Origin of the sequence: Neobacillus kokaensis, from assembly GCF_014656545.1 — a bacterium.
Classification (GTDB): Bacteria; Bacillota; Bacilli; order Bacillales; family Cytobacillaceae; genus Neobacillus; species Neobacillus kokaensis.
The window spans coordinates 42,621-66,089 of sequence record NZ_BNDS01000028.1; the positions used below are offsets into that span (position 1 = coordinate 42,621).

The 23,469-nt window shown below is 40.0% G+C and carries 19 protein-coding genes; 10 read left to right on the forward strand and 9 right to left on the reverse strand.

Annotation, left to right across the window (positions count from 1 at the left end):
- Positions 1-387: 387 nt before the first annotated feature.
- From IE222_RS21815 to IE222_RS21845, 7 genes are all read right to left on the reverse strand, one after another.
- Positions 388-813 carry a DUF1801 domain-containing protein gene (locus tag IE222_RS21815; RefSeq protein ID WP_370465077.1) on the reverse strand — a complete coding sequence of 142 codons (426 nt, stop codon included), beginning with the start codon at positions 811-813 and terminating at the stop codon, positions 388-390.
- A 249-nt stretch (positions 814-1,062) separates the two neighbouring features.
- Positions 1,063-2,310, reverse strand: coding sequence for a Ger(x)C family spore germination protein (locus IE222_RS21820; RefSeq protein ID WP_191276490.1), 1,248 nt, complete (start codon positions 2,308-2,310; stop codon positions 1,063-1,065).
- Positions 2,285-3,394 carry a GerAB/ArcD/ProY family transporter gene (locus IE222_RS21825; RefSeq protein ID WP_191276491.1) on the reverse strand — a complete coding sequence of 370 codons (1,110 nt, stop codon included), beginning with the start codon at positions 3,392-3,394 and terminating at the stop codon, positions 2,285-2,287. The genes IE222_RS21820 and IE222_RS21825 overlap by 26 nt, the downstream gene beginning before the upstream one ends.
- Positions 3,395-4,945: a spore germination protein gene (locus tag IE222_RS21830; protein ID WP_223282848.1), complete on the reverse strand. Its 1,551-nt coding sequence runs from the start codon at positions 4,943-4,945 to the stop codon at positions 3,395-3,397.
- Positions 4,946-5,046: 101 nt separating this feature from the next.
- Entirely contained in the window at positions 5,047-6,582 is a 1,536-nt protein-coding gene (locus IE222_RS21835) for a multicopper oxidase family protein (protein WP_191276493.1), read from the reverse strand.
- Between the two features lie 187 nt (positions 6,583-6,769).
- Positions 6,770-6,919, reverse strand: coding sequence for a 50S ribosomal protein L33 (gene rpmG, locus IE222_RS21840; RefSeq protein ID WP_057995124.1), 150 nt, complete (start codon positions 6,917-6,919; stop codon positions 6,770-6,772).
- A 20-nt stretch (positions 6,920-6,939) separates the two neighbouring features.
- A complete protein-coding gene (locus tag IE222_RS21845; protein ID WP_191276494.1) occupies positions 6,940-8,127 on the reverse strand; it encodes a GTP-binding protein in 1,188 nt (395 codons plus the stop codon).
- Positions 8,128-8,461: 334 nt separating this feature from the next.
- Here IE222_RS21845 and IE222_RS21850 point away from each other — a divergent pair, with 334 nt between their 5' ends.
- From IE222_RS21850 to IE222_RS21885, 8 genes are all read left to right on the forward strand, one after another.
- Positions 8,462-9,463, forward strand: coding sequence for a metal ABC transporter solute-binding protein, Zn/Mn family (locus IE222_RS21850; protein WP_191276495.1), 1,002 nt, complete (start codon positions 8,462-8,464; stop codon positions 9,461-9,463).
- Positions 9,464-9,549: 86 nt separating this feature from the next.
- Positions 9,550-10,548, forward strand: a complete 999-nt coding sequence (locus IE222_RS21855) for a permease (protein ID WP_191276496.1) — start codon at positions 9,550-9,552, stop codon at positions 10,546-10,548.
- 12 nt (positions 10,549-10,560) lie between these two features.
- Positions 10,561-11,460: a TIGR03943 family putative permease subunit gene (locus tag IE222_RS21860; RefSeq protein WP_191276497.1), complete on the forward strand. Its 900-nt coding sequence runs from the start codon at positions 10,561-10,563 to the stop codon at positions 11,458-11,460.
- Positions 11,461-11,559: 99 nt separating this feature from the next.
- The gene (locus tag IE222_RS21865; protein WP_191276498.1) at positions 11,560-12,960 is read left to right on the forward strand and encodes an MATE family efflux transporter; all 1,401 of its coding nucleotides are present in this window, start codon (positions 11,560-11,562) and stop codon (positions 12,958-12,960) included.
- A gap of 64 nt (positions 12,961-13,024) precedes the next feature.
- Positions 13,025-13,609, forward strand: a complete 585-nt coding sequence (locus IE222_RS21870) for a M15 family metallopeptidase (protein WP_223282849.1) — start codon at positions 13,025-13,027, stop codon at positions 13,607-13,609.
- Positions 13,610-13,952: 343 nt separating this feature from the next.
- Entirely contained in the window at positions 13,953-14,543 is a 591-nt protein-coding gene (locus tag IE222_RS21875; protein ID WP_191276500.1) for a guanylate kinase, read from the forward strand.
- A 261-nt stretch (positions 14,544-14,804) separates the two neighbouring features.
- Positions 14,805-15,395 (forward strand): HAD-IA family hydrolase, encoded by a 591-nt coding sequence (locus tag IE222_RS21880; RefSeq protein ID WP_191276501.1) that lies wholly within the window; start codon positions 14,805-14,807, stop codon positions 15,393-15,395.
- 331 nt (positions 15,396-15,726) lie between these two features.
- Positions 15,727-16,008, forward strand: a complete 282-nt coding sequence (locus IE222_RS21885; protein WP_191276502.1) for a YggT family protein — start codon at positions 15,727-15,729, stop codon at positions 16,006-16,008.
- Between the two features lie 555 nt (positions 16,009-16,563).
- On the opposite strand, the gene IE222_RS21890 is transcribed toward IE222_RS21885, so the two are convergent.
- Both IE222_RS21890 and IE222_RS21895 read right to left on the reverse strand, forming a co-directional pair.
- The gene (locus IE222_RS21890; RefSeq protein WP_191276503.1) at positions 16,564-19,731 is read right to left on the reverse strand and encodes a DEAD/DEAH box helicase; all 3,168 of its coding nucleotides are present in this window, start codon (positions 19,729-19,731) and stop codon (positions 16,564-16,566) included.
- A gap of 108 nt (positions 19,732-19,839) precedes the next feature.
- The gene (locus tag IE222_RS21895) at positions 19,840-21,135 is read right to left on the reverse strand and encodes an ATP-binding protein (protein WP_191276504.1); all 1,296 of its coding nucleotides are present in this window, start codon (positions 21,133-21,135) and stop codon (positions 19,840-19,842) included.
- 174 nt (positions 21,136-21,309) lie between these two features.
- On the opposite strand from IE222_RS21895, the gene IE222_RS21900 reads away from it, so the two are divergent.
- A complete protein-coding gene (locus IE222_RS21900; RefSeq protein ID WP_191276505.1) occupies positions 21,310-21,825 on the forward strand; it encodes a type 1 glutamine amidotransferase domain-containing protein in 516 nt (171 codons plus the stop codon).
- A 279-nt stretch (positions 21,826-22,104) separates the two neighbouring features.
- Positions 22,105-23,082, forward strand: coding sequence for a glycerophosphodiester phosphodiesterase family protein (locus IE222_RS21905; RefSeq protein ID WP_191276506.1), 978 nt, complete (start codon positions 22,105-22,107; stop codon positions 23,080-23,082).
- Positions 23,083-23,469 lie beyond the last annotated feature (387 nt).

The following is a 23,469-nucleotide window of genomic DNA, read 5'->3' on the forward strand; positions in this document are numbered from 1 at the left end:
CCTTTTCGGGCAATGGAACCCCATCCCTTTGACCGGAGAACAGATTTCTTCTCTTTTTTGGGCAATGGAACACCTTTCCTTTGACCAAAAACAGGATTTTTTCTCCTTTTCGGGCAATGGAACCCCTTCCCATTGACCGTAGAACAGATTTCTTCTCTTTTTCGGGCAATGGTGGAACCCCTTCCCATTGACCGGAGAACAGATTTTTTCTCCTTTTCGGGCAATGGAACCTCTTCCCATTGACCGGAGAACGGATTTTTTCTCCTTTTCGGGCAATGTCCCAAACCCTAAACTAAAAAAAGAACCCCATACTTTTTTCCTCTCAATATTCTTTTCACATAGTGTCAGGCACCAGAATAATCCTGGGAAATAGTATGGGAAATGGTGTCAGGCACCCGGATATGTTTCTTGCAAAAACTGAACAGACTGTGAAATTAGTTTTTTTAATACGGTTATATCAATATCTGCCATTTTGTTTATGTAGATACAGCCTTTTCCGGTGGTGTGTTTTCCGAAGTCCTTTAGTAAATCTTCGCGGTTTGGGTCTCCTGGTGCGAAATATAGACTAATTTTTGCCTTTCTTGGGGAAAATCCGACCAATGGTGCATCGCCTTCATGCCCTGATTCATATTTATAATGGTATGATCCAAATCCGATAATGCTTGCACCCCACATCCTTGCTTCGTATCCAGTTGCTTCTGTAAAAATATCCACCAGTGTATAAGCATCCTCACGTTTTTTTGGGTTTTCCACACTCCCAATAAACTCCACTACACTACGGTCTGTTTCTTTTGTTTTTTGCTGATAGGCCACTAGAATCTCTCCCATTCTTCTTTGATACTATTTAATTTACACATTTCCCTAGAATCCCCTGCCTAAACCAACGCAACAATGCACTCATTTTATTAAAAAACCGATAAAAACGGCAGTACCATGATGACAAGGACGAGAAAAAAAACGGCCAGGGCTCCCAACTTTTGTTTTTCCTTCCATAAGCTTATGGCGAATCCAAAGGTATAAACAGCAATCCAAAGCAGCACTATGATGGTGAAATAGTTCATTTTATCCTTTAACCTTTCGAGGTTTTTTTACTATTTTTCCATAATTTACGATCTCAATATCTGCTTTTACTTTTATATCCGCTTTGAGATATGATTTGGGCCAATTAAATTGGTTAAATTCCGGAATTGAACCGAAGTATTTCCGGGCATATAGGGATAACGGGTATGGTGCACCTTTTAATTCAGTTTGTGTTCTTTTTAAAAGATCCTCATTGATCTTTTCGAAATGCCTGATCATATGCTTTTTTAGGATTTGCCGATTTTTTCCCTGAACAAAGTTGACCATTGACGGGTTTGTCATAATATCTACTTTTAATGGGACGGTAATAAAAATCTTTGGTCTAGCACCCTTTAGATCCATTTTTACCTTGTTGTTTTCCGTTTTCATGATTCTGGCGGCAATTGATTGGTTTTGTTCCGAAAAAGGATTTGGGATATCCAATAATAAATCGCTGATGTTCGTGGTATCATCCAAAATATTGATAGCACGTGTATCCCGACCATTCAGCTTTCCAATCATCACACCGTTCTTAAAAACCGCCGAACCGATAAATTGGGTATCATCGAACTCACCGGTAGCATTCAGCTGCCCGGCCATGTACTCATCTTCCCCTTTAATTTCAGGGGATTTTTCCCTTATGGCTGTTGTGTACATAGCCAAAAAGAGGTCTGCTCCCCTGTCAGTTGTTTTAAAAAAGCGAAAAAGAGTCGAATCGGGAATAAGGCCATTTTCAATCCCATGATCAACCATATATTGAAAATACTTATGTGGTCTTGTTTCCATTCTCGGATGATTTTTCAGAAAATATTCGCTCGCCATTTCTTTAGAGACGGCTAAATAACAATTCATCCGAATTTCTTTATCATTGATTACGCCGTTGATCACATTAAAAAAATTAGAGTCTTTCGCAAATTCTTCCGAAACGACTATAATTTTTAATAAATCATAAGTAATAATTCTTGAAATAATGGCATTTGCCGTCCCTTTTGCTGCAATAATATCGTTCGCATCAAACGAGATTATTTCCCGCGGCTTTTCAGTAGAACCGCCACCGCCCTGGATGCTTCCTACCTCAGGATTGGCCAGCAGCATGGTCACCTTAATTTTCCCTTCATGCTTGGAATGATCAAGTCCTATCCCAATTACATACGATTTATCTTCAAGTTCATTTCGATCCCAGCAACCGGTTAAGGAAAAAACAACAATAAAGAGGAATAATAACTTACATACTATTCTTATTTTTAGCATGTTTAAATTCTCCTTTTAACAAAGCGGCCAGCCATAAAATAATGGCAATGGCAGTGAGCATAGGACCAATGGTGTATGTTAAATACAGTTTCAGTTTGAGGCTAACATCTATTGTACTCTCCGGGATACTTCCAATTAATAAATAAACCGCCGCCAGTGATGGAATCAAGTACTCAAAGTCTTTTATTTTAAAAATATGACCGAACATCATGGCAATAATATACAATAATGTGGTAAAGCGAATAATAGCCGCCAAAATCCAAATAACGAAAAAGACGATTTCAATATTCGGAATATAGCTTCCCAGCGAAATGTAACGAATAGCCGTATGGAACGGATAACCAATCCCCTCTAAGGAATTGTCGAACATACAGATAAAAATAAGAACTGAAACACTGATTTGGATAATGACAGAAACGTAGGCAATCCATGTTCCTTTTCGAAATTCTTTATTTGATTTAAGTAAGGGAATAAGCATCGCTAGCAGAAAAAAATCTGCAAAAGTAGAGATCCTTAGCACACCATTCCTCATAATTTCAAGTTTTCCTGTACCCCAAATAGGCAGCATGGCTTGAATATTACTGTCTTGAGTACTTAAAAACAACGCAAGAGCCATTGATAGAGCAGCATAGAAAACAAGCAGATAGGCAACCGATCCAACATGCTGAATTCCCTTTTTAGCGCCATAGGCACAAACAGCCATTAAAAGGGCATAAATCACCTGTTTAGGTGTAGTGTTAAAATAAAACGTATTGATTATATTTGTATATGTTCTCGTATCGATTGAAATCGCAAAAGAAAAAATGAGAAAGATGAGAAGACATACGATAAAGCCGAGAAATCTTCCGAGTAATAATTGAATGACAACAAATAGATTCTTATCTTGAAACACCGACAAGGTCTTCAGTAATAAAAAAAGCGTGATGAAAAAGAAAGCCCCTGAAAGGATAGGAATCATCCACGCTGCGTTATGCACCTGTTTAAACAGCATAGCGGGGGTATCCTCCATCGCTTTCGCACCAACCATTAATACAGCAATGGACACATATTCTCGAATACCAAGTTTTATAGGCTGCTGATTCATCTATGTTGATCCCTTTCTTTGTTTAACTACATCCTTTGGTTTTAAATATCCCGGTCTAAACCGCTCTTTCATGGGCACATGACGGATAATTAAATCTTTTCCGGAAAAGAAATGCGGTGTCATCGGTGCAAAATAAGGTGTGCCAAATGATTTTAATGAAACTAAATAAAAGAGGCCGACAATAAATAGGGCAGCTGCACCATAAGCGCCGAGAAAGCCAGCTGCAAAAATAAACAAAAAACGGGTCATGCGAATCGCAAAATTCATGCTCACATCACTGATAATAAAAGAGCTTAAGCCGCTTAAAGCAATGACTATGATAACAATGGGACTAATGATATTGGCTTGAACAGCAGCCTGTCCTAAAATTAACGCACCAACAATCCCAATCGTCGGACCAATTGGGGACGGCACACGCAGTCCAGCCTCGCGAATCAGTTCAAAGGCAAACTCCATCATTAATATTTCAACGATGGACGGTAATGGGACGCGTTCTCTTGTACCTGCAATCGCCATTAATAAATCAGGCGGGATCATCCCTACATGATAGTTTGTAACCGCTATATAAAAAGAAGAGGAAAAAACAGAAATAAATAAAGCGATAAATCGCAAAATCCTAATGAAATTACCATATGGCGCACGCAGATAATGATCTTCCGGTGAATGAAACAATGCCCAAAAGGTAGCAGGCAAAATCAGACAGCTTGGTGAATTTGACATTAATAAAACAATATGACCATCTTCAATAAAGGAAACTGCCCGGTCAGGACGTTCCGTGTTTAAGATCGTAGGAAAAAGGGACCTTGGCCTTTCCTCCAGAAACTGCTCCAACAGATTTAAATCAGAAATGCTATCCTTATCTATTGAACAAAGCCGGCTTTTTATTTTTTGCAGAAGTTCGTCATTTACTAAATCCTTTTCGTAGACAAGCAACAAATCATTTCGGGAACGCTTTGAAATGACATGAGATTCAATGATTAGATTTTCATTTTTTATCTTTTTACGAATTAACGACATATTATCGGCAATCTTTTCGTTAAACGCCTCTTTTGGCCCTTTTACAATCACTTCATTATCCGATTTCTCAATGCTGCGCCCTTGAATTTTGGTCGTTTCAAATACATAGCATTGGTGGTCGCCATCAACAAAGAGTGCCGTATTGCCGCTGGTTACGTATTCCGTAATTTCACCAATATTGGTAGAAGTCTTTTCTACCGGAAAGGAAACAATATCTCGAATTCCGCTTAAAGGCTGCTCGTTTTCAATAAGCGGTTCGACAATGCTTCGTTGAATCTGGTCATGGTCTGCCATCGTACCAAAATATATAATAAAGGCACGGCGATTGAATGAACGGATGGTAAACTCACGAGTTTTTACATCAATATTTTTTGGTACGCTGAAAATCGTCTTAAAGGTCGCTAAATTTCGCTCATACTGAATGCTAATATCTTGTTTTTTTAATTCAATCGACTCTAAATTGGACTGCTCGTTAAATTGTGGTTCGGTATTAATGAGTTTGATTAGCGACTTTAAAATTCCCTTTTTCATCATGAACCACCCCCCAATTTCTATATAGTTTTCCAATTTAAGGTTTGTTTATGTATGACTTTATGTAGCTGCCCCGCTCTTTTCTTGCACAAAATAAAAGGCCGCTATGGAATTACCATGAACGGCCTCATCATGACATAATCTTCATGCTCTAATATATGACAGTGCCACACATACAATCCGGTGTACGGTCCAAATTTCATAATAATTCTAGTAACCTGATGGGCATAGGCGATAACAGTGTCCTTCCTACCATTTTCCTGTGGAATCGGAGGTATAGCCGGACCGGTGTATTCAAGAATTCCTTTTTGCTTATATTTTTCAACATCAAAAGGTCTGCGGTCAATGACCTGGAAATCAACTAAATGGAGATGCATCGGGTGCACTTCATTTGTTAGGTTGATTAGATACCATACCTCTGTCTGTCCTAATTTCGGATTTTCACTGATGGGGGCATCCCAATCTTTATCATCAATCAGCATCACTTCTCGCCCGTACTGATCCTTTTTTCTTGTTAAACTGAGAAACCGGACTTTTGAGGCTGTCTGTACCGGCCTTTTCGGAACCGGCACCATGAATGAAGGAATCGAAGTTGTATCAATGCTGGATAACGGCTGCACCACTCTAAATTCCATTACCTGCCCCACCGTTTCAGGGTCTACGGGCTCGCCATCCGGAAACGGAGATGGCGCATCATTAGTCATCACAATTCTTTTCCCTTGGAGATTGGTGAAATCAATAATGACTTCAGATCGCTCGGCAGGGGCCAAAATGATTTCATGAAGGCCAACTGGGGACTCCGTTAAGCCGCTGTCGGTTGCTATTTGATAGAAAAGCTGACCCGATTTGAGCCGCAGACGGTAAAAACGTGAATTCGAACCATTTAACAGGCGGAATCTGTACTTTCGCGGTTCCACTTCTAAGTAAGGCCACACTTTCCCATTTACCAAAATCGTATCTCCAAAAAATTCGGGAACGACGGAGGTTTCAAGTCCAGCCACCGGTTTTTCCTGCTGCTTCGGATAGAAGAGCGAACCATCTTGATGAAACGATTTATCTTGGATAATCAACGGAATATCAAAACGCCCGCTTGGTAAATTCAATTCACCTTCCCTTTGGTCTCTAATTAGATAGAATCCGGCCAGTCCTGCATACAGATTGAGCCTCGTAATCCCAAGCGTATGGTCATGATACCAAAGAGTACAGGCAGGCATGAAATTATCATAACGATAGATTTCCTTTGAAAAATATGGCCCTTTTTGCCTAAACCCTTTTGTGAACCACGCTTCTGGGTATCCGTCGCTTTCCGATTCCACGCTGGCACCATGAAGATGAATGACCGTCCTTACATCCGGAATATCCGAATGGGCACCATGTATCGTATGGTCAATCGGCAATAAGTGCTTTTCGGGCAAATTATTAATCCACTTTACAAATACCTTCTCTCCGCTCTCCACCTCGAACGTTGGTCCAGGATAAATCCCTTCAAAGCCCCAAACCGTTGTTGCCGGCAGGTCCCGATGGAGGGATTGCTTGAACTCAGTCATTGTGGCTTCGTAATACGTATGGTATCGATCTTTCCGACGCGGTCTGATTACAGGAGGGATAGGAAGTTCATCCACAAATTTAGAGAGATTCATGTGTTTGCTCCTTTTTACAATCTGTTACAAACACTTTATGTAGATCAAACCTATTTCCTGCCTGAAAATTTCTTGTTTATGGGTTTTTTTGATTTACCGGCAGCTTTTATGGCATCAACGAACTCAACTTTCAAAACTCATGGCTAACTAACGGTGCCAGTCACTGTTCGCCATAAATCTTGAGCGATTATTTTGTTTCACGATGTAACGTACGTCTTTTTAAACGCGGAGAGTACTTCATTAATTCAATACGCTCTGGGTTGTTGCGCTTATTTTTTGTGGTAATGTAATTGCGATCTCCTGTTTCAGTACATGCTAACGTGATTTTTACTCTCATTTTTTCATTCCTCCTATGTTTTATGCGGTTTCTGTAAAGACCGGAAGCGGGTCAATAAATGTATTCCAGTCCGTTTTCATTTCCTCCTCTGTTAGCAAACATTGATCTAATGAAGCCTCGATGGCATCGCGATTCATTTCTACTCCTATGAAAACAAGCTCATTCATTCGATCACCATATATCTCATCCCAGTTTTCCAAAAGTTCAGGTTCTTCCATGAGAATTTGCTTCCTTTCCTGTTCTGGATAAGCCGCTAACCATTCACCAGCTCCTTGCAGCACAATAGATGGTCCTGCTTGTGATAACAACCCTGTCAAATCATTCCGTGTTGCCAGCCAGAAGAAGCCTTTAGCTCGAACAACATCTACCGGCCAATTCTCCAGCCATTGCATCCACCTTTCAGGATGGAATGGTTTTCTCCTGCGGTAGAGAAAAGAGGAAATTCCGTATTCTTCTGTTTCCGGAGTATGTTCCTCTGTTAATTCCTTAATCCAGCCTGCCCCTTGACTCGCCTCTTCAAAATCAAATAAATTTGTTTCCAATATTTCATTTAAGGAGACTTGCGAGTGGTCACTCTCGATAATTTTTGCTTCGGGATTAAGCTTATGAAGAACTGCTTTTAGTTCAAGTACACTCTCTTTTGCCACTAAATCAATCTTGTTTAAAACTAAAACATTTGCAAATTCAATTTGATCAATTAATAAATCAACAACCTCCCGATTATCGGATTCATCAGTTCCCTGCTTTCGATCAAGAAGACTTTCACCTGAGGAAAAATCATGCCAAAAGCGATTTGCATCGACCACCGTCACCATCGTGTCTAACCTGCAAAGCTCAGATAGGTTGATCCCGAGATTTTCATCCACATAGGTAAATGTTTGAGCAACAGGAATAGGCTCTGATATTCCGGATGATTCAATTAAGATATAGTCAATATCGCCCGCTTGAACTAGCCTTTCGACTTCGACCATTAAATCCTCTCTTAACGTACAGCAAATACAGCCGTTTTGAAGCTCTACTAATTTCTCGTCCGTTCGGGAAAGACCTCCCTGTTTAATCATAGAAGCATCAACATTTACTTCACTCATATCATTCACAATGACGGCAATTTTTTTATTCTCACGATTGGCTAAAACGTGATTTAATAAAGTGGTTTTTCCTGAACCTAAATAGCCGCTTAACACTGTAACTGGTATTTTTTTATTCATTTCTTCACCTCATTTTGAATAAATCAAAATCATTACGATTTAGATGATATAAATATTTCTATATCCTCTATATCCATGTGTTTTTCCCTTTTCTAGTTCCAGTGGTAATTGTTAATTATCATTTTAAGGTAAATCGTAATAGTTACGATTAACATCTTAATAAATCTATTTCTTAAATGCAAGTCTTTTTATAAAATTTCCATCTCCGCCATTTCAAGAAGTAGTTTCCCATAATTTTAAAAGTCATAATTTTATTTACAAACCCATAGAGTTAATCTAGAATGTAAAACGTAATAGTTACGATTTATAAAAATACAAGATTGGAGTTATTAAAATGAGGTTCAAAAAAGTAGTTTCTACATCTGTTCTTATCTTAGGTATACTTTTATCCGGGTGTTCTAATACTGAGACAGCAAGTAAGAACGACGAAAAAAAGAATAAAGAAACCTTAAAAGTTTATACAACCATTTTTCCACTAGAAGATTTCACAAAAAGAATTGGTGGAAAGTTTGTCGAAGTCAAAAACATCTATCCACCAAACGTGGATGCTCATTCCTATGAACCTTCTACAAAAGACATGGTTAATCTGGCAAACTCTGATTTATTTATCTATACAGGAATTGGTATAGAAGGGTTTGCAGAAAAAGCATCTGAAACATTGAAGAAGGAAGATGTACAGATTTTAAAAGCTGGAGAAGGACTTAAACTCATTGAATCTAGTCAGTCTGGTAGTGAACACCATGAGGATGAGGGCCATCATGATAAAAAGGCAGAATCTGATGAACATGAAAGGGAGGAACATCATCATGGTGACTTGGATCCACATGTATGGTTAGATCCCTCTCTTTCTATTGAACTTGCAAACAATATAAAAACTTCGTTAAGTAGCTTAATGCCGGCATATAAACAAGAGTTTGAAAGCAATTTTGACCACCTAAAAAGCGATTTAGAAAAGCTTGATCAAGAATATAAGACAACTATTGACAGCTCAAAAAAGAAGTATTTATTAGTTTCACACGCTGCTTACGGATATTGGGAAAAACGTTATGGTATTAAACAGATTGCCATTTCAGGTTTATCACCTACTCAGGAACCAACACAGAAACAATTACAGACAATTATTAATGAGGCAACTGCTCATAAAATTCATTATGTAATTTTTGAGCAAAATGCTTCACCCAAGGTTGCCACGATTATTCAAAAAGAATTAGGTGCCAAGCCGCTTACACTGCATAATTTAGAGGCCGTTACAGACGAAAACATTAAACAAAAAGATGATTACTTTAGCATCATGCGGAAGAATTTAGAAACACTGAAAACAGCATTAAATGAATAATATGGGCACCAATTCCTGCTTTTTGCAGAGCAGGGATTGCTGTTCCAAGAACACCATTTTCAAAAAAATAATATTGGAGGTTTTTTATGAGCCGAATTCTTCGTCAACATATAATCGATATTACAGGTATGGTCATCCTTACATTAACACTGCTTCTGCTTTCTTTCAGTTTTCGTTTTCAACTGCCCTTCGCTTTGTCTCCATCATTGTTAAATCTCAACACGATTTTTCTAAGTATTTTAATAGAGGCCCTTCCTTTTGTTTTAATAGGGGTTCTTATCGCTGGTGTCATTCAAGTCTTTGTCACCGAAGAACATATCAGGCGCTGGATTCCAAATAATAAATATTTGGCGATCATAATGAGTTGTGTAATCGGCGCCCTCTTCCCTGCCTGTGAATGCGGGATAGTTCCCATCATCCGAAGACTAGTTGGGAAAGGTGTACCCATTTATGCCGCAATTGGCTTTATGCTAACAGGTCCGCTTATTAATCCAATCGTCATTGCCTCTACATACATGGCGTTTGGGAACGATGTAAAAATAGCCGGATTACGGATGGGCTTAGGTTTTATTATCGCAATGATTGTTGCTTTTGTTGTCAGCTTGATTTTTAAAGGGAAGCAATTGAAAGCTTCCGTCCCTTCTGCCCAATCCCACTCACACCCTATAAAAGAACCTTTTTCAACAAGATTTTGGAACACGCTGATCCATTCCATTGATGAGTTTTTTGATATGGGGAAATATCTGATTATCGGAGCTTTTTTAGCAGCTTTTGTACAAACCTACCTGCCTGCAAAAACTCTTTTGGAAGCCGGAAGCGGAACGGTCTCTTCTATCGCGATTATGATGGGCATGGCTTATGTTTTATCGCTATGTTCTGAAGCTGATGCCTTTATCGGTGCTTCCTTTAGCAGTTTTTTCCCAACTTCAGCAATTTTGAGCTTCTTAATCTTAGGCCCGATGATGGATTTAAAAAACACCCTAATGATGCTAAGCGTATTCAGGGGAAGGTTTGTTATAGGTATATTGGCGGTAATTATTGCAACAGTGTTTATTACGATGATGCTTGTTGATGGTTTACTATAAGGGGGGAATATCGTGAAATTTCATGTACAGCATGCCGTTAGAGCGTTCATATTGCTTGCTTTTTCCGTTATGCTTTTTAAACTGCATTTTACCGATGAGATTACCAAGTTCATAAATCCTAAATATCAAGGGCTAAGCCAGTCCGCATCCGTTTTATTTCTAATTTTGTTTTTTATCCAAATTACAAGAATATGGTCCGCCAAGAGACACACCCATCATTATCATTGTCATCACGAAGACCACAACCATGACTGCAGCCATGATCATGGAGATTCTCCCTTTAATTCAAAAAAATTTATGGCTTATGCCATCATTATTTTTCCACTAGTCACAGGGTTCCTCCTTCCCGCTAAGGTCCTCGATGCATCTATCGTTGATAAAAAAGGCGGTATGGCCATTTTATCCAATCAAAATAAAGAAAAGAAAGAGATTAATAGTGTCCAAGAGGATCTTACTATAGAGCATAACAGGATTACAGATCCAAAAATAATTTCAGAAAAAGAATTTGAACAATTCAAACGAACATTAGAACAAAGCTCTACGATCAAAATGAATGACGATGTATACTCTATATTCTATGGAGAAATAAGTACAGATCCCGAAAAATTTAAAGGAAGAGAAATCGAATTAAAGGGGTTTGTTTATAAAGAAGACGAGTTTAATCAGGACCAGTTGGTGATTTCAAGGTTTTCCATTACGCATTGTGTCGCGGATGCTGGCATTATTGGATTTTTATCAGAGTTCAAAGAAGCCGCAAGCATTGAGGAAAATACATGGATTAAAGCCAAAGGGACTTTAGATATTAGTACTTTTAATGGGACAGAGCTTCCGATTATTAAAATTACAAAATGGAAGAAAATAAAACAACCTAAACAGCCTTATCTCTACCCAATTGATGTTAAAGTATATTAATTTCCACTAGAATGTGGAAAGAATGCAATATAACTGAATTATAGTTTTTATGCTAAACTTACTATATTCTAGTTTTTATATTAGGAAGGAAGTTTAGACATGAATCCAGCACGTGTCAATAAACTGGGGACTGACAGTGTCGGAAAATTGCTCGTAAGTTTAGCGCTGCCAGCGATTACAGCCCAGTTTGTTAATATGCTTTATAATGTTGTGGACCGTATTTATATTGGACATATTCCCGAAATCGGGGCCACCGCCTTAACGGGTGTAGGCGTCACATTCCCGATTATCATGATTATCGCCGCATTTAGTTCGTTAATTGGAATGGGTGGTGCACCGAGAGCAGTGATTAAACTTGGACAAGGAAAACATGAAGAAGCCGAGCAAATTTTAGGCAACTGTTTCGCTGCGTTGCTGGGAATTTCGCTGGTGCTAACCATCGTTTTTTTATTTTCAGGGGAAAAACTGCTCTTAATGTTCGGAGCTGGAACAGAAACACTTCCGTATGCCAAAGACTTCTTTTATGTCTACGTATGCGGCACGATATTCGTCCAAATTGCCTTAGGACTGAACACCTTTATTTCCACACAGGGTTTTGCCAAAATTGCTATGATGACAGTGGTCATCGGAGCAGTACTTAGCATTATCCTCGATCCGATTTTTATTTTCACCTTAGGGATGGGTGTTAAAGGTGCTGCCCTTGCCAATGTTATCGCTCAAGCAGTATCAGCACTTTGGACCTTATACTTTTTATTTGGAAAAAATACAAAGCTAAAGATTCGTACAAAATATATGAAAATCCAAAAGTCTGTGATCATACCAGTTCTTTTGCTCGGGGTGTCCCCGTTTATTATGCAAAGCACGGAGAGTCTATTAAATATTTCCTTTAATTCATCTTTAAAAAATTATTCTGGTGATATGGCGGTCGGCGCCATGACCATTCTATCCAGTTTAATGCAAATAATGATTTTACCAATCATCGGATTAACACAGGGTTCACAGCCGATTATCAGCTATAATTATGGAGCCAAAAACAATGTACGGGTGAAGCAAACATTTAAATTGCTAATTGTCTCTTCGATAAGTTTTTCTGTTATATTCTGGATACTGATGATGATTTTCCCTAAATTCTTTGTTTCACTGTTCAGCAATGACCCGGAATTGATTGAAACGACAGTATGGGCGCTGAAAACGTACATGGCTGTCGCCTTTGTGATGGGTGCTCAGCTAGCCTGCCAGCAGACATTTATTGCTGTTGGTCAGGCGAAGACATCACTGTTCCTTGCCCTTTTACGAAAAATTATTCTTTTGATACCTTTGATTTATATTCTGCCAAACTTCTATGCTGATAAAGAGTTTGCCGTTTTTCTCGCTGAGCCGATATCTGACTTCCTTGCCGTTACCGTCACAGTTATCGTCTTTACTATTCAGTTTAAGAAAATTTTAGCAGAAAATAAACCGATGATGGAGTTCCGGCAGGCTAAAAGGATTGCCCATTAATATGAAACTTTTAGGCTATAGGAAACGTCTTAGATTATGAAACTAAAGAAAGGAACACGAAGCCTTGAAGCGAAAAAAGATTGGGAGTTCTGTTTATATACTAGTTCTCCTGTTGTTCATGATATTATTCTTTATAAAAGAATCCGGCCTTCTTACGGATTCTAACATAAATCAATCTGCTCCCTTACCAACTAAACTACACCCAATTGTAGAGGAGCGGACCCATCAGCTAATCCAGCAAGCAGCGAAAAAAGGAATTATTGTTGTAATTACGGATGGTTTCCGAAGTACCGAAGACCAAAACCGGCTTTACGAAAAAGGCAGGACAGCCGCAGGAAATGTTGTAACGTATGCAAAAGGCGGAGAGTCCTATCACAATTTTGGGCTTGCCATTGACTTTGCATTAAAGACCCCTTCTGATAATGTGATTTGGGATATGCAATATGATGGTAATCAAAATGGCAAAGCAGATTGGGGTGAAGTGGTAGACATGGCCAAAGCCTTGGGGTTCGATTGGGGCGGTGAATGGGCCCAATTTAAAGACTATCCCCACCTGCAGATGGATTTTGGTTTGACAATTGCTGAATTGCAAAAAGGGAAGCGGGCTCCCGAGTCTTCTTTAATAGCAGATACAGATCAAGGCGGATAGTGATAGCACTGTTCGCCTTTTTATTTATAACGGAATTTTTACAGATAATTTACAAATCCAATAAATATAGTTTACAAAATACTCCTATACTAAGATTATCAAATCAAAAAAGGAGTTGTCTAAATGAAGGAATTCATGCTTCGTTTGGTCATTTTAATGCCAATTTGCGTCCTTCTTTGTCCTTAAAAATACTCCGGTAATAATCTAATTAGATATTTATTCCTACTAATCCATATATTCCTATTGCAATAAAGTTTTGATATAATAAAAGTAGCCCCACTTCATTCCAAGTAAATTTCCTTACAGAATAAGGGTCATAACACAAACAAAAGGAGGATCCCCTATGTACCAAATCAAAGGAAAAGAAAAAATTTTCGTCTACACAGGTCCCGATGGCTCTGGAAGAAAAACCATTGCCAAAATGACAGCCAGCGCATTTGACATGGAAACCGTTCTCTCATACACTACCCGTTCCCCCCGACATTACGAAAAAGATGGCGAAGACTACCACTTCGTTTCCGAAGAAACCTTCAAAGAAATGGATGCACAGCAGGTGTTTCTAGAAAGCGTCGAAATCGATGGCATCCATTACGGCATTCGTGAACAGGATATCGTGGAAGCATTCCAAAACCACGACCTTGTCTACTTAACCTTAAATCCTGAAGGGGCGGATAAATTAAAATCGTTATATGGCGAAAGAGTCATTCGCATATTTGTATATGCTGACCGTGATACAGTCATCCAAAGACAGCGAGCCCGTCAGGATTCAGAAGAAGTCATCGAGCGCCATATGAGCCATTATGACGAAACCATGGCTTATAAAGAAAACTGCGAACACGCCTTTGAAAACTTCGATTCCCCGCAGGTTGCTTACCAAGTCAGCGAACTAATCGAAACCTATTTGGACCGTAATCTGACGGTTACCGATTATTAATATTGAAAAAGGCCAATGGTGTTATAGGCACCAATGGCCTTTTTTAATTAAAAATTTAGTTACTTACATTTAACCAATGATTAACAACTGGTTCATAGTTTATTAATAATCGGGAACTATACTTTAAATCAGAGGGGGCAGCGCGCGTGGCTGCCATGGTATATGGCGTAGGCGGAGCCAATACTGCTTTATTGCAAAACAGTCCCTTTTACATCATAATAGGAGAAGTTTTACAAAAGATGATTAAAAGAGGGATTTTAAATGAACATTTTATGGGACTTCGACGGCACTCTTTTTGATACATATCCGGCTATGGTCCAAGGTTTTATAAAGTTAAGCGGACAGGAACTTGACGCGCGTGAAGTGTTAAATTGGCTCAAGGTCGATTCGAAAACTGCCTTTAAACATTTTGGCATCAGCGAGGAACAGAGGGAAGAATTCCAAAGGATCAATAGTGATTATTCCAAAACAAGCAAGCCGTTTGAGTACTTAGAGGAAGCATTAGGCGCTGCCGAAAACAATTTTATCGTGACGCATCGTGATAAGGAATCAACCGTTTTTCTCCTTGAAAAATTTCACTTGGCAAAATACTTTAAAGAAATTGTTTCCGTGGAAGAACAAGGTTTCACAAGAAAGCCTCACCGTTCTTCTTATGAATTTGTCCTTCAAAGCTATCCTATTGATTTAGTCGTCGGTGACCGTGACTTAGACCTAATTCCTGCACGAGAATTACATATTAAAACAGCCGCCTTTCAAAATCAGTACATTGAAGCTGATTTTCATCTTGACAGCTATGCGGATTTTATTCCGGTTGTTCTAGAGCTGCTTCGGGAATCTAAAAAGCCCCTTTGATTTGGGGCTTTTTATTATGCAAAGTTATCTACATTTTTGGGGCAGATATCCACACTTTTTGTGACAATATCTACAATTTTTGGAGGATTATCTACACTTTTTGAAAATACCAATAATTTATTGCGGAGATATCTACACTAATTTTCACAATATCCACAATTTTTGGGTATATCTATTAATACGATATCTATACTATTATGCAGATATCCACAATGGTTTTTAAATCTAATTAAATTATTTTTGAAACCTTACTAAGTTTAGTTCGTATATGTTAATATCATCACAAAGATGAGTATACTATTAAAAAAATTAATGGGCAGGAGATATAAAATTGAGTGCAAACATTTTACAAATTGGACAATATGCTTTTGAGGTTTATTATTGGCTGATCCTAATCGCTATTTTCGGTTCTTGGTTTCCTCGATTTCAAACATCAAAGATTGGGGAATTGATTACAAAGCTGGTAGAACCTTATTTAGGCTTCTTTAGGAAATTCATCCCGCCGCTTGGTCCAATTGATCTTTCACCAATCATTGCATTACTTACTTTGAGATATGTCGGCGTATTCGCAATAGAAGGCCTTCGCCAATCGTTGAATGTTATCGGAATTTAAACGCAGCTACTATTGATAGCTGCGTTTTTTACTTGGTGTTGGCGGCTTGTTACTTGGGTCTGGGAAATCAATTTTTTTAAAGGGAAAGCCCATTGAAAAAACCATCTAGACTGTAACTAGATCCCTTCTAGCTGCTCTCTAATCACAAAAAATCCTTTCAGACAGTAATTAGACCCCTTCTACTTATTCTCTAATCGCAAAAAATCCTTTCAGACAGTAACTAGACCCCTTCTACTTGCTCTCTAATCACAAAAAATCCTTTCAGACAGTAACTAGACCCCTTCTACTTACTCTCTAATCACAAAAAATCCTTTCAGACACCAACTAGAACCCTTCTACTTACTCTCTAATCACAAAAAATCCTTTCAGACAGTAACTAGACCCCTTACTTGCTCTCTAATCACAAAAAATCCTTTCAGACAGTAACTAGACCCCTTCTACTTACTCTCTAATCACTGAAAATCCATTCAGACAGTAACTAGATCGCTTCTAGCTGCTCTCTATCACTGAAAAATACCATTTAGAAGGCAGCTGGAAAATCCCTAACTGCCCTAGTTACACCATCAAGATCTCCCGAATATCCTCTTCCGTCAGTTTCCCCATGACCTTTTCATCAGAGTTAATGATTTCCTCTACGAGATGTCTCTTTTTGTCTTGCAGTTCGTTCATTTTTTCCTCAATCGTTCCGCGGGCAACGAGCTTGATGACCTGGACGGTATTTTTCTGTCCCATCCGATGGGCGCGGTCTGCCGCCTGCTCTTCCACCGCCGGGTTCCACCAGGTGTCATATAAAATCACGGTATCGGCGCTCATCAGGTTCAACCCCGTCCCGCCAGCTTTCAAGGAAATCAGGAATAAATCCCGTTCACCTCGGTTGAATCGCTCGCAGATTTCCACACGTTCTTCCGCAGGGGTATGACCATCAAGGTAAAAGTAGGGGCGCCCTTCCCTTGTTAACGCCCTGCCAATCAAATCCAGCATTTTTGTAAACTGGGAAAAAATTAAGACCCTTCTCCCTGAAAGCTTGGCTTCTTCAAGAATCTGCATCAGCTGGTCAAATTTTGCCGAGCCCCCTTTATACCCATCGACAAACAAACCTGGATGGCAGCAAATCTGGCGCAAACGGGTTAAACCGGCCAATATTTTAATACGGTTTTTCCGAATCGTATCTTTATCAAGATGCTTCAACGTATCATGCCGAAGCTTCGCCAAGTAGGCCGCGTAAAGCCGCTTTTGGTCAGGCAGCAGCTCCACTGTTTCCAGCGAATCGACTTTTTCCGGCAGTTCCAACAGGACATCTTCCTTCAAGCGACGAAGTAAAAACGGCCTGATTCTACGAGCAATATTTTTTCTAGTAAGCTTGCTGTATTCCTTCAAACCGCGGAATAACTCAGGAAAAACAACGTGAAAAATCGACCATAATTCCTCCGATGAATTCTCCACCGGCGTACCTGTAAGGGCGAAACGATGATGAGCCTTCAACCGCTTGACCGACCGGGCCGTTTGCGTCAACGGATTTTTAAAGGCTTGGGCCTCATCAAAAAACACGGTATGAAAGGATCGTTTTTCAAAGCGACTAATCTCCCGCCTTAATAGTGGATAAGAGATGATAATGACATCGACATCCGCTAACTCTTTTAATTGCTTATCGCGCTCTGCCTTTGTTCCATCAATCACCACCGCCCGCAGCTGCGCCCCAACGAATTTCCGGAATTCGCTCAGCCAGTTATAGGTCAAGGATGACGGGCAGACAACGAGGGCTGGCTGCTGTTCCCGTCTGATATCCGGAAGCACCGAAACAATAAACGCGATGCTTTGAATTGTTTTTCCGAGGCCCATATCATCCGCTAATATCCCGCCGAAGCCGTAATAAGCAAGGGTCTTCATCCATTTAAAGCCTTGCTTTTGATAATCTTTGAGAATTTCGTCTAGACTTTTCGGCACGTCAAACACTAAACTGCCGGGATGATGTAGATGGTGCAGAAACTCGCGGAACGATTCCTCCAGCTTAAACGTATCACTTACCTCGACCGTATCAAGCAGCTGCAGGCACTGTTCAATCGGCAAGTCCAGCCCGTTATCCAAACCCTTAGACTTCACAAACGGCGACTGTAAAAAACCTTGAATCTCTTCAAATTCCCTTGTCTGCAGCGACAACAGCGAGCCATTCGGCAAACGGTAATACTTCCGCTTTTCCTCTAAAGCAGCTAAAACATCACGAATCTGCTGCTCATTAACGCCGTCCATTTCAAACTTGAATTCCAGCCAATTGGTCCGTTCCTTTTTCACCTTCACCCTCACCTGTGGACGGAGGCTCTCTCTGAAAATGCGGTTTCTTACGGCCGTTGTCGCATAAATTTGTACCAATTTTTGCAGTTTCGGCACAACATGATAGAGAAACTCATATTCCAGCTCTTCGTTATGCAAAAAGTAACCGCCATCCGTCTTGGCAAACGAGCTATCCTCCATCATTTGAAGAATTTCATTTTCCTTGTCGATATCCCTTATGATCATGGATCCGCCTGGAAGTTCCCTGCCTTCCAACGGATTGATGACCCAATTTTCGTAGTGAAACTCGAGCCCGGCAAGGAGGCGGTTTTTCACACGGTCAAGGTACAGCTTCGCTACTAAAGGGGTGCTCATTAATTGCTTTCTGACAGCTTCCGAAAAATGAACCTGCCCCAGCCTCTTTAAACCAGGTGCTGCTTTTTCAAGGAAAAAATGAATTTGCTCCTTAGGAATTGATATTTGATTCGTTCCGGAGACCTCCAGCATTTGTTTCAGTTCCAAAAGCCTTTTCGAATCTTGGTCGACCAGCTTTCTAATTTTCCCATCATATAAAACCGAACTATAGGCATCCAGAATCAAAAGCCGGTCAAAGCCGGCCACCCTTAGCTGGTACCCTTCCACTTCTGAAAAATCAAACTGTAATGGCAGTGAATCCTCTGTTACTTCCAGTCCATCATATATTTGTCCATAGTATTCAAGCTTCACCTGTGGGGCTTTCAGCAGTAAAGGCAGGATTCGTTCCCATGAGGTTGCTGGAATTAATAGCATTTGACCCTGCCCAGCATCTCCGTATAGCTTTTCATCACGTATCACCTGGATTAGCTGCTGGATCACATCATCCGTTTCTTTTTGGAAGCAGTGCAGACTTGGGTCATACATGAAGGAATTGGAAAGTACTGCCTGCATTCCCTCTTTCACATGTTCTAGAAATGAACGAATAGGATCAACCTCTACCTCGGCAATATTCATTTCAATTCCGATTATGTACCGCCCATTTCCGGCTGGGACTGGTTTACAAGTAAACTGTACATCGAGGACTGCTCTATTTTCAAAATGAAGCTGATGCCTGCTGGTGCGGACTGGCTTTTCATCGAAAAGAGTCATCAGGCCTTGAGTAAGTGACAGATTTGTTATATCTGGTGTAGTGCCTTTTTGCTGATGTTCATAAATTGCGATTAGAACTGCAGCAACATGCTGACAGTCTTTATCGAAGGAAGCTAGCTTCGGGCATGTGCAGGAGGCATGAATCTCTCCGCTTTTATCGGCTTCAACCGTCACATGAAACTTTTCCTCGCCAATAACGGTCGCTTGACAGCGGTCAGGACAATATTCTTCAAATGTAACTTTATTCGTATGGTAAAAATAATCTCCTCTTTTGAAGGAGACAGTTCCGCACATTTCTTTAATGCGTTTATGAGTTAAAGTTATGTTCACGTGACGATCTCCTTCCTTACCAAGTTCTTTTCTTCTATTGTACATGTTTAAATTGCTTTTTTAAACTGAAGTAAGACGAACAGTGACTACCACTGTTCGCCTCAGAAACTATTCTTCATTCATTAATCCTGCAAATCCGATCGCACCGTAAGAAGAAGACTCGTCCCATGTGTGTTTAACCTGCCTTTGCTTAAGGGATTTGAGATCTCCGCATAGTCTGGCGATATCGACCTGCTGTTCATAGTGCCATTCTAGAGCAATGGAGGTATAAAGCTCATTCAATTGCGCATAGGAGAAATCCTTGGTTGCTTCCACCACTTCTAAAATCTGTTCCCCCGAAAGAATCCGCTCAATTTTTTTGTTTATTAAATATTGATAACGCTGCTCTTTCGTCGGTAATTTAATTTCATAGGCACGGTCGAATCGGCCTGACCGGTTCATAAGGGCAGGGTCAATTTTTTCCGGATAATTCGTGGTTCCGATAAGGAAAACGCCCTCCTTCGAAGTTGCCCCGTCAAGGGTGTTCAGAAATACCGACCGAACATCCGCAGGCATCGAGTCAATGTCCTCAATCACCAACACCATCGGCGACAATTTTAAAACAGAGGAAAATACCTCTTTGATGGTGTAGCTCGAGGTAAATTCAGTAATCTGCCAATAGGCAACAGGTGCATGAATACTGCTGGCAATAGATTTTACAAGCGTTGTTTTTCCATTCCCCGGCTTGCCGTATAGGAGAATCCCGCGTTTGTACGGAATATTATAGGTTTTGAAAAATTCTCTGCCTTCCTGAAAAAACTCATCAATCGAACGATAGATTTCCTTTTTCATTGAATCTTCTAAAAAGACGTCCTCTCCTCTCACCAGGTTGGTGATGCTCTCGATTTCTGTTTCGACACCATGTTCTGTATCCGTGAAGACCGTTACATAATTTTTGATATAGTCTCTTTTTCGTTTGAGGACGTATTGCAAAAAGGATACTAAGCAGGCATCATTTTCGGCAAAAATCAGATCTCTAAGCATTTCCCCGGCGTTTTGAAAGGTCAGCACCTTCGCCAGTGCTACCCGATATTGCGGATAATAAAAAATCCCATTCATCACCCTTGGCTTCACAATGAACTCTTGCACTTTATTAGTATGATTTGACGAAATTGTCTTCGTTTCAGCCTCATTATATACATGGCTGATTAGCCGTACTTCTGAAGACTGCTCCTTCAAATCCTCCTCAAGAATTTCCCAAATCTCATTGGATGTGTCCTCATCCGAATACATATGAAACCCTATACCGATTGCTTCAAACAACTTCTCATGAATCGCAGAAACCACTTTGCCATAGTCATAATAAAAGGGAAGCGTCTCCCTGTTGATATCTTCTATTTTAAAAAGTACATTTTGCTTCTTCATCCAGTTCCCCTTTATCCCAAATCGATTAATCTGATTAAAATCTATTTTGGACTACTTTACAATAAATGTCTAATCGCAATTTATTGGAAAATCCATTTGGTGTCAGGCACAGCGTTTAACTAATTAAAAGAGGGGTAATTTATAATCTGAGTCTTAGATTAGGAGTGATTATAGATGAGTAAAAAAATTGCTGTTTTGGTTACTGATTATTTCGAGGATTCCGAGTACACTGAACCAGTGCAGGCATTTAAGGAAAAGAACCATGAGGTAACCGCAATTGAAATGAAAAAGGGAAAGACAGTGAAGGGAAAGCAGGGTAAGAGTGAGGTAGTCATTGACGAAAGCATTGATGACGTCTCTCCTGAAAATTTTGACGCACTCTTCATTCCAGGCGGATTTTCGCCGGACATTCTTCGTGCAGACGACCGTTTTGTTCGCTTTACAAAGGAATTTATGGATGCCAAAAAGCCGGTGTTAGCCATTTGCCACGGTCCCCAGCTCCTTATTACAGCTGAAACGCTGGAGGGACGTGATGTAACGGGGTATAAATCCATTCATGTAGATTTAAAAAACGCCGGTGCCAATTTGCATGACAAAGAAGTCGTAGTATGCCAGAATCAGCTCGTTACCAGCAGACAGCCAGATGATCTGCCGGCATTTGTACGAGAATCTTTACGAGTATTAGAATAATTGGAGAATATTTTTATTGAAACAAAAATTGGTTATAATGGAGCCGCTGACATTTGATGGTTAGCGGTTTTCTTTTGATGAGTTGTTTACATAAATTTGCTCTCGTTGTTCATTATTTTCTTGTCCTGTTCTCATAACCCGTTTATGAGAACTGAAACCCACATCATTTCCCCCTTTCCATGTCCTCATAAAAGGTTTTCAAACCAAACTAAAAAGAAAAAACCCTTCTGTGCTAAACTAGTGAATAGTATTGTTTACATCAGTTCCATTGGAGGAAATATGAAAAGGTTTAAACGTTTTGCTAATAGGCTCTTCATCGTAATATTTATTTTAGCAGCATTCATGTATCTTAATAACAGCTCACTGTTCACTAAAGCTCGGAACCAATCTCCTTTGTTGCTGGCACATCGAGGGATGGCGCAAACCTTTCCGATGGAGGGGATCATGAATGATACATGTACCGCCCAAAGAATTTATCCACCGGAACATCCTTATTTGGAAAACACACTTCCTTCAATGGAAGCCGCCTTTAAAGCCTGTGCAGACATTGTGGAATTGGATATCAAACCAACCAAGGATGGGCAATTTGCAGTTTTTCACGATTGGACGCTGGATTGTCGGACCAATTCAGAGGGGATGGTCAATGACTATACCATGGCCGAACTTAAAAAACTGGATATTGGATATGGATATACGGCGGACAACGGCAAAACCTTCCCTTTCCGCGGTAAAGGAATTGGGCTGATGCCTTCGCTGGAAGAAGTGTTAAAGCATTTTCCAGATAGAGCCTTTCTCATTCATATTAAGAGCGCTGATCCTGCTGAAGGTGTACAGTTAGCTCGGTATCTTTCCAATCTGCCACAAAAACGCTTGAGTCAGTTAACCGTTTACGGGGATGATAACCCAATCAGCTCTGTAAAAAAACAAATACCCAACCTACGGGTGATGTCAATGGCTACATTAAAAAGCTGTCTGCTTCCATATATAGGTATAGGATGGACAGGAATCATTCCAGCAGCTTGTGAGAACACGCAATTGCATATTCCGGAAAAATATGCCCCGTTGCTGTGGGGATTCCCGAATAAGTTTTTAAATCGCATGGACAGCGTGAATACCCGGGTAATCCTTGTAGCGGGTAATGGCGGCTGGTCGGAAGGCTTTGATACGAAAGATGACTTAGAACGGCTTCCGGACAATTATAGTGGCGGGATTTGGACAAATCGGATTGATGTGATTGCTCCATTATTGAAAAAATAAGACTTTTAAAAGTAGGAGTCTAAAGAACACAGACTTATGAAAAAAGGAGGTTTCTGCGCTCTTTACCCTGGCTTCTACGTATTCTTGTTCATTGAACTCCTCCATGTGCAACTATTTGGAGTTTTTTCACGTTCCCGTGTTCATTGAACCCCTCCATGTGCACCTACTTGGAGTTTTTCTGCGTTCTCGTGTTCATTGAACTCCTCCATGTGCACCTATTTGGAGTTTTTTCCGCGTTTTCGTGTTCATTGACTCCCTCCATGTGCACCTATTTGAGTTTTTCTAAGTTCTCGTGTTCATTGAACCCCTCCATGTGCACTTATTTAGAGTTTTTCCACGTTTTCGTGTTCATTGAACTACTCCATGTGCACCTATTTGGAGTTTTTT

What these genes read in the sequence shown, in the direction of transcription:
- IE222_RS21820 (WP_191276490.1), bottom strand. Translation starts at nt 2,310, where the DNA reads ATGCTAAAAATAAGAATAGTATGTAAGTTATTATTCCTCTTTATTGTT.
- IE222_RS21825 (WP_191276491.1), bottom strand. Translation starts at nt 3,394, where the DNA reads ATGAATCAGCAGCCTATAAAACTTGGTATTCGAGAATATGTGTCCATT.
- IE222_RS21830 (WP_223282848.1), bottom strand. Translation starts at nt 4,945, where the DNA reads ATGATGAAAAAGGGAATTTTAAAGTCGCTAATCAAACTCATTAATACC.
- IE222_RS21835 (WP_191276493.1), bottom strand. Translation starts at nt 6,582, where the DNA reads ATGAATCTCTCTAAATTTGTGGATGAACTTCCTATCCCTCCTGTAATC.
- rpmG (WP_057995124.1), bottom strand. Translation starts at nt 6,919, where the DNA reads ATGAGAGTAAAAATCACGTTAGCATGTACTGAAACAGGAGATCGCAAT.
- IE222_RS21845 (WP_191276494.1), bottom strand. Translation starts at nt 8,127, where the DNA reads ATGAATAAAAAAATACCAGTTACAGTGTTAAGCGGCTATTTAGGTTCA.
- IE222_RS21850 (WP_191276495.1), top strand. Translation starts at nt 8,462, where the DNA reads ATGAGGTTCAAAAAAGTAGTTTCTACATCTGTTCTTATCTTAGGTATA.
- IE222_RS21855 (WP_191276496.1), top strand. Translation starts at nt 9,550, where the DNA reads ATGAGCCGAATTCTTCGTCAACATATAATCGATATTACAGGTATGGTC.
- IE222_RS21865 (WP_191276498.1), top strand. Translation starts at nt 11,560, where the DNA reads ATGAATCCAGCACGTGTCAATAAACTGGGGACTGACAGTGTCGGAAAA.
- IE222_RS21875 (WP_191276500.1), top strand. Translation starts at nt 13,953, where the DNA reads ATGTACCAAATCAAAGGAAAAGAAAAAATTTTCGTCTACACAGGTCCC.
- IE222_RS21880 (WP_191276501.1), top strand. Translation starts at nt 14,805, where the DNA reads ATGAACATTTTATGGGACTTCGACGGCACTCTTTTTGATACATATCCG.
- IE222_RS21895 (WP_191276504.1), bottom strand. Translation starts at nt 21,135, where the DNA reads ATGAAGAAGCAAAATGTACTTTTTAAAATAGAAGATATCAACAGGGAG.
- IE222_RS21900 (WP_191276505.1), top strand. Translation starts at nt 21,310, where the DNA reads ATGAGTAAAAAAATTGCTGTTTTGGTTACTGATTATTTCGAGGATTCC.
- IE222_RS21905 (WP_191276506.1), top strand. Translation starts at nt 22,105, where the DNA reads ATGAAAAGGTTTAAACGTTTTGCTAATAGGCTCTTCATCGTAATATTT.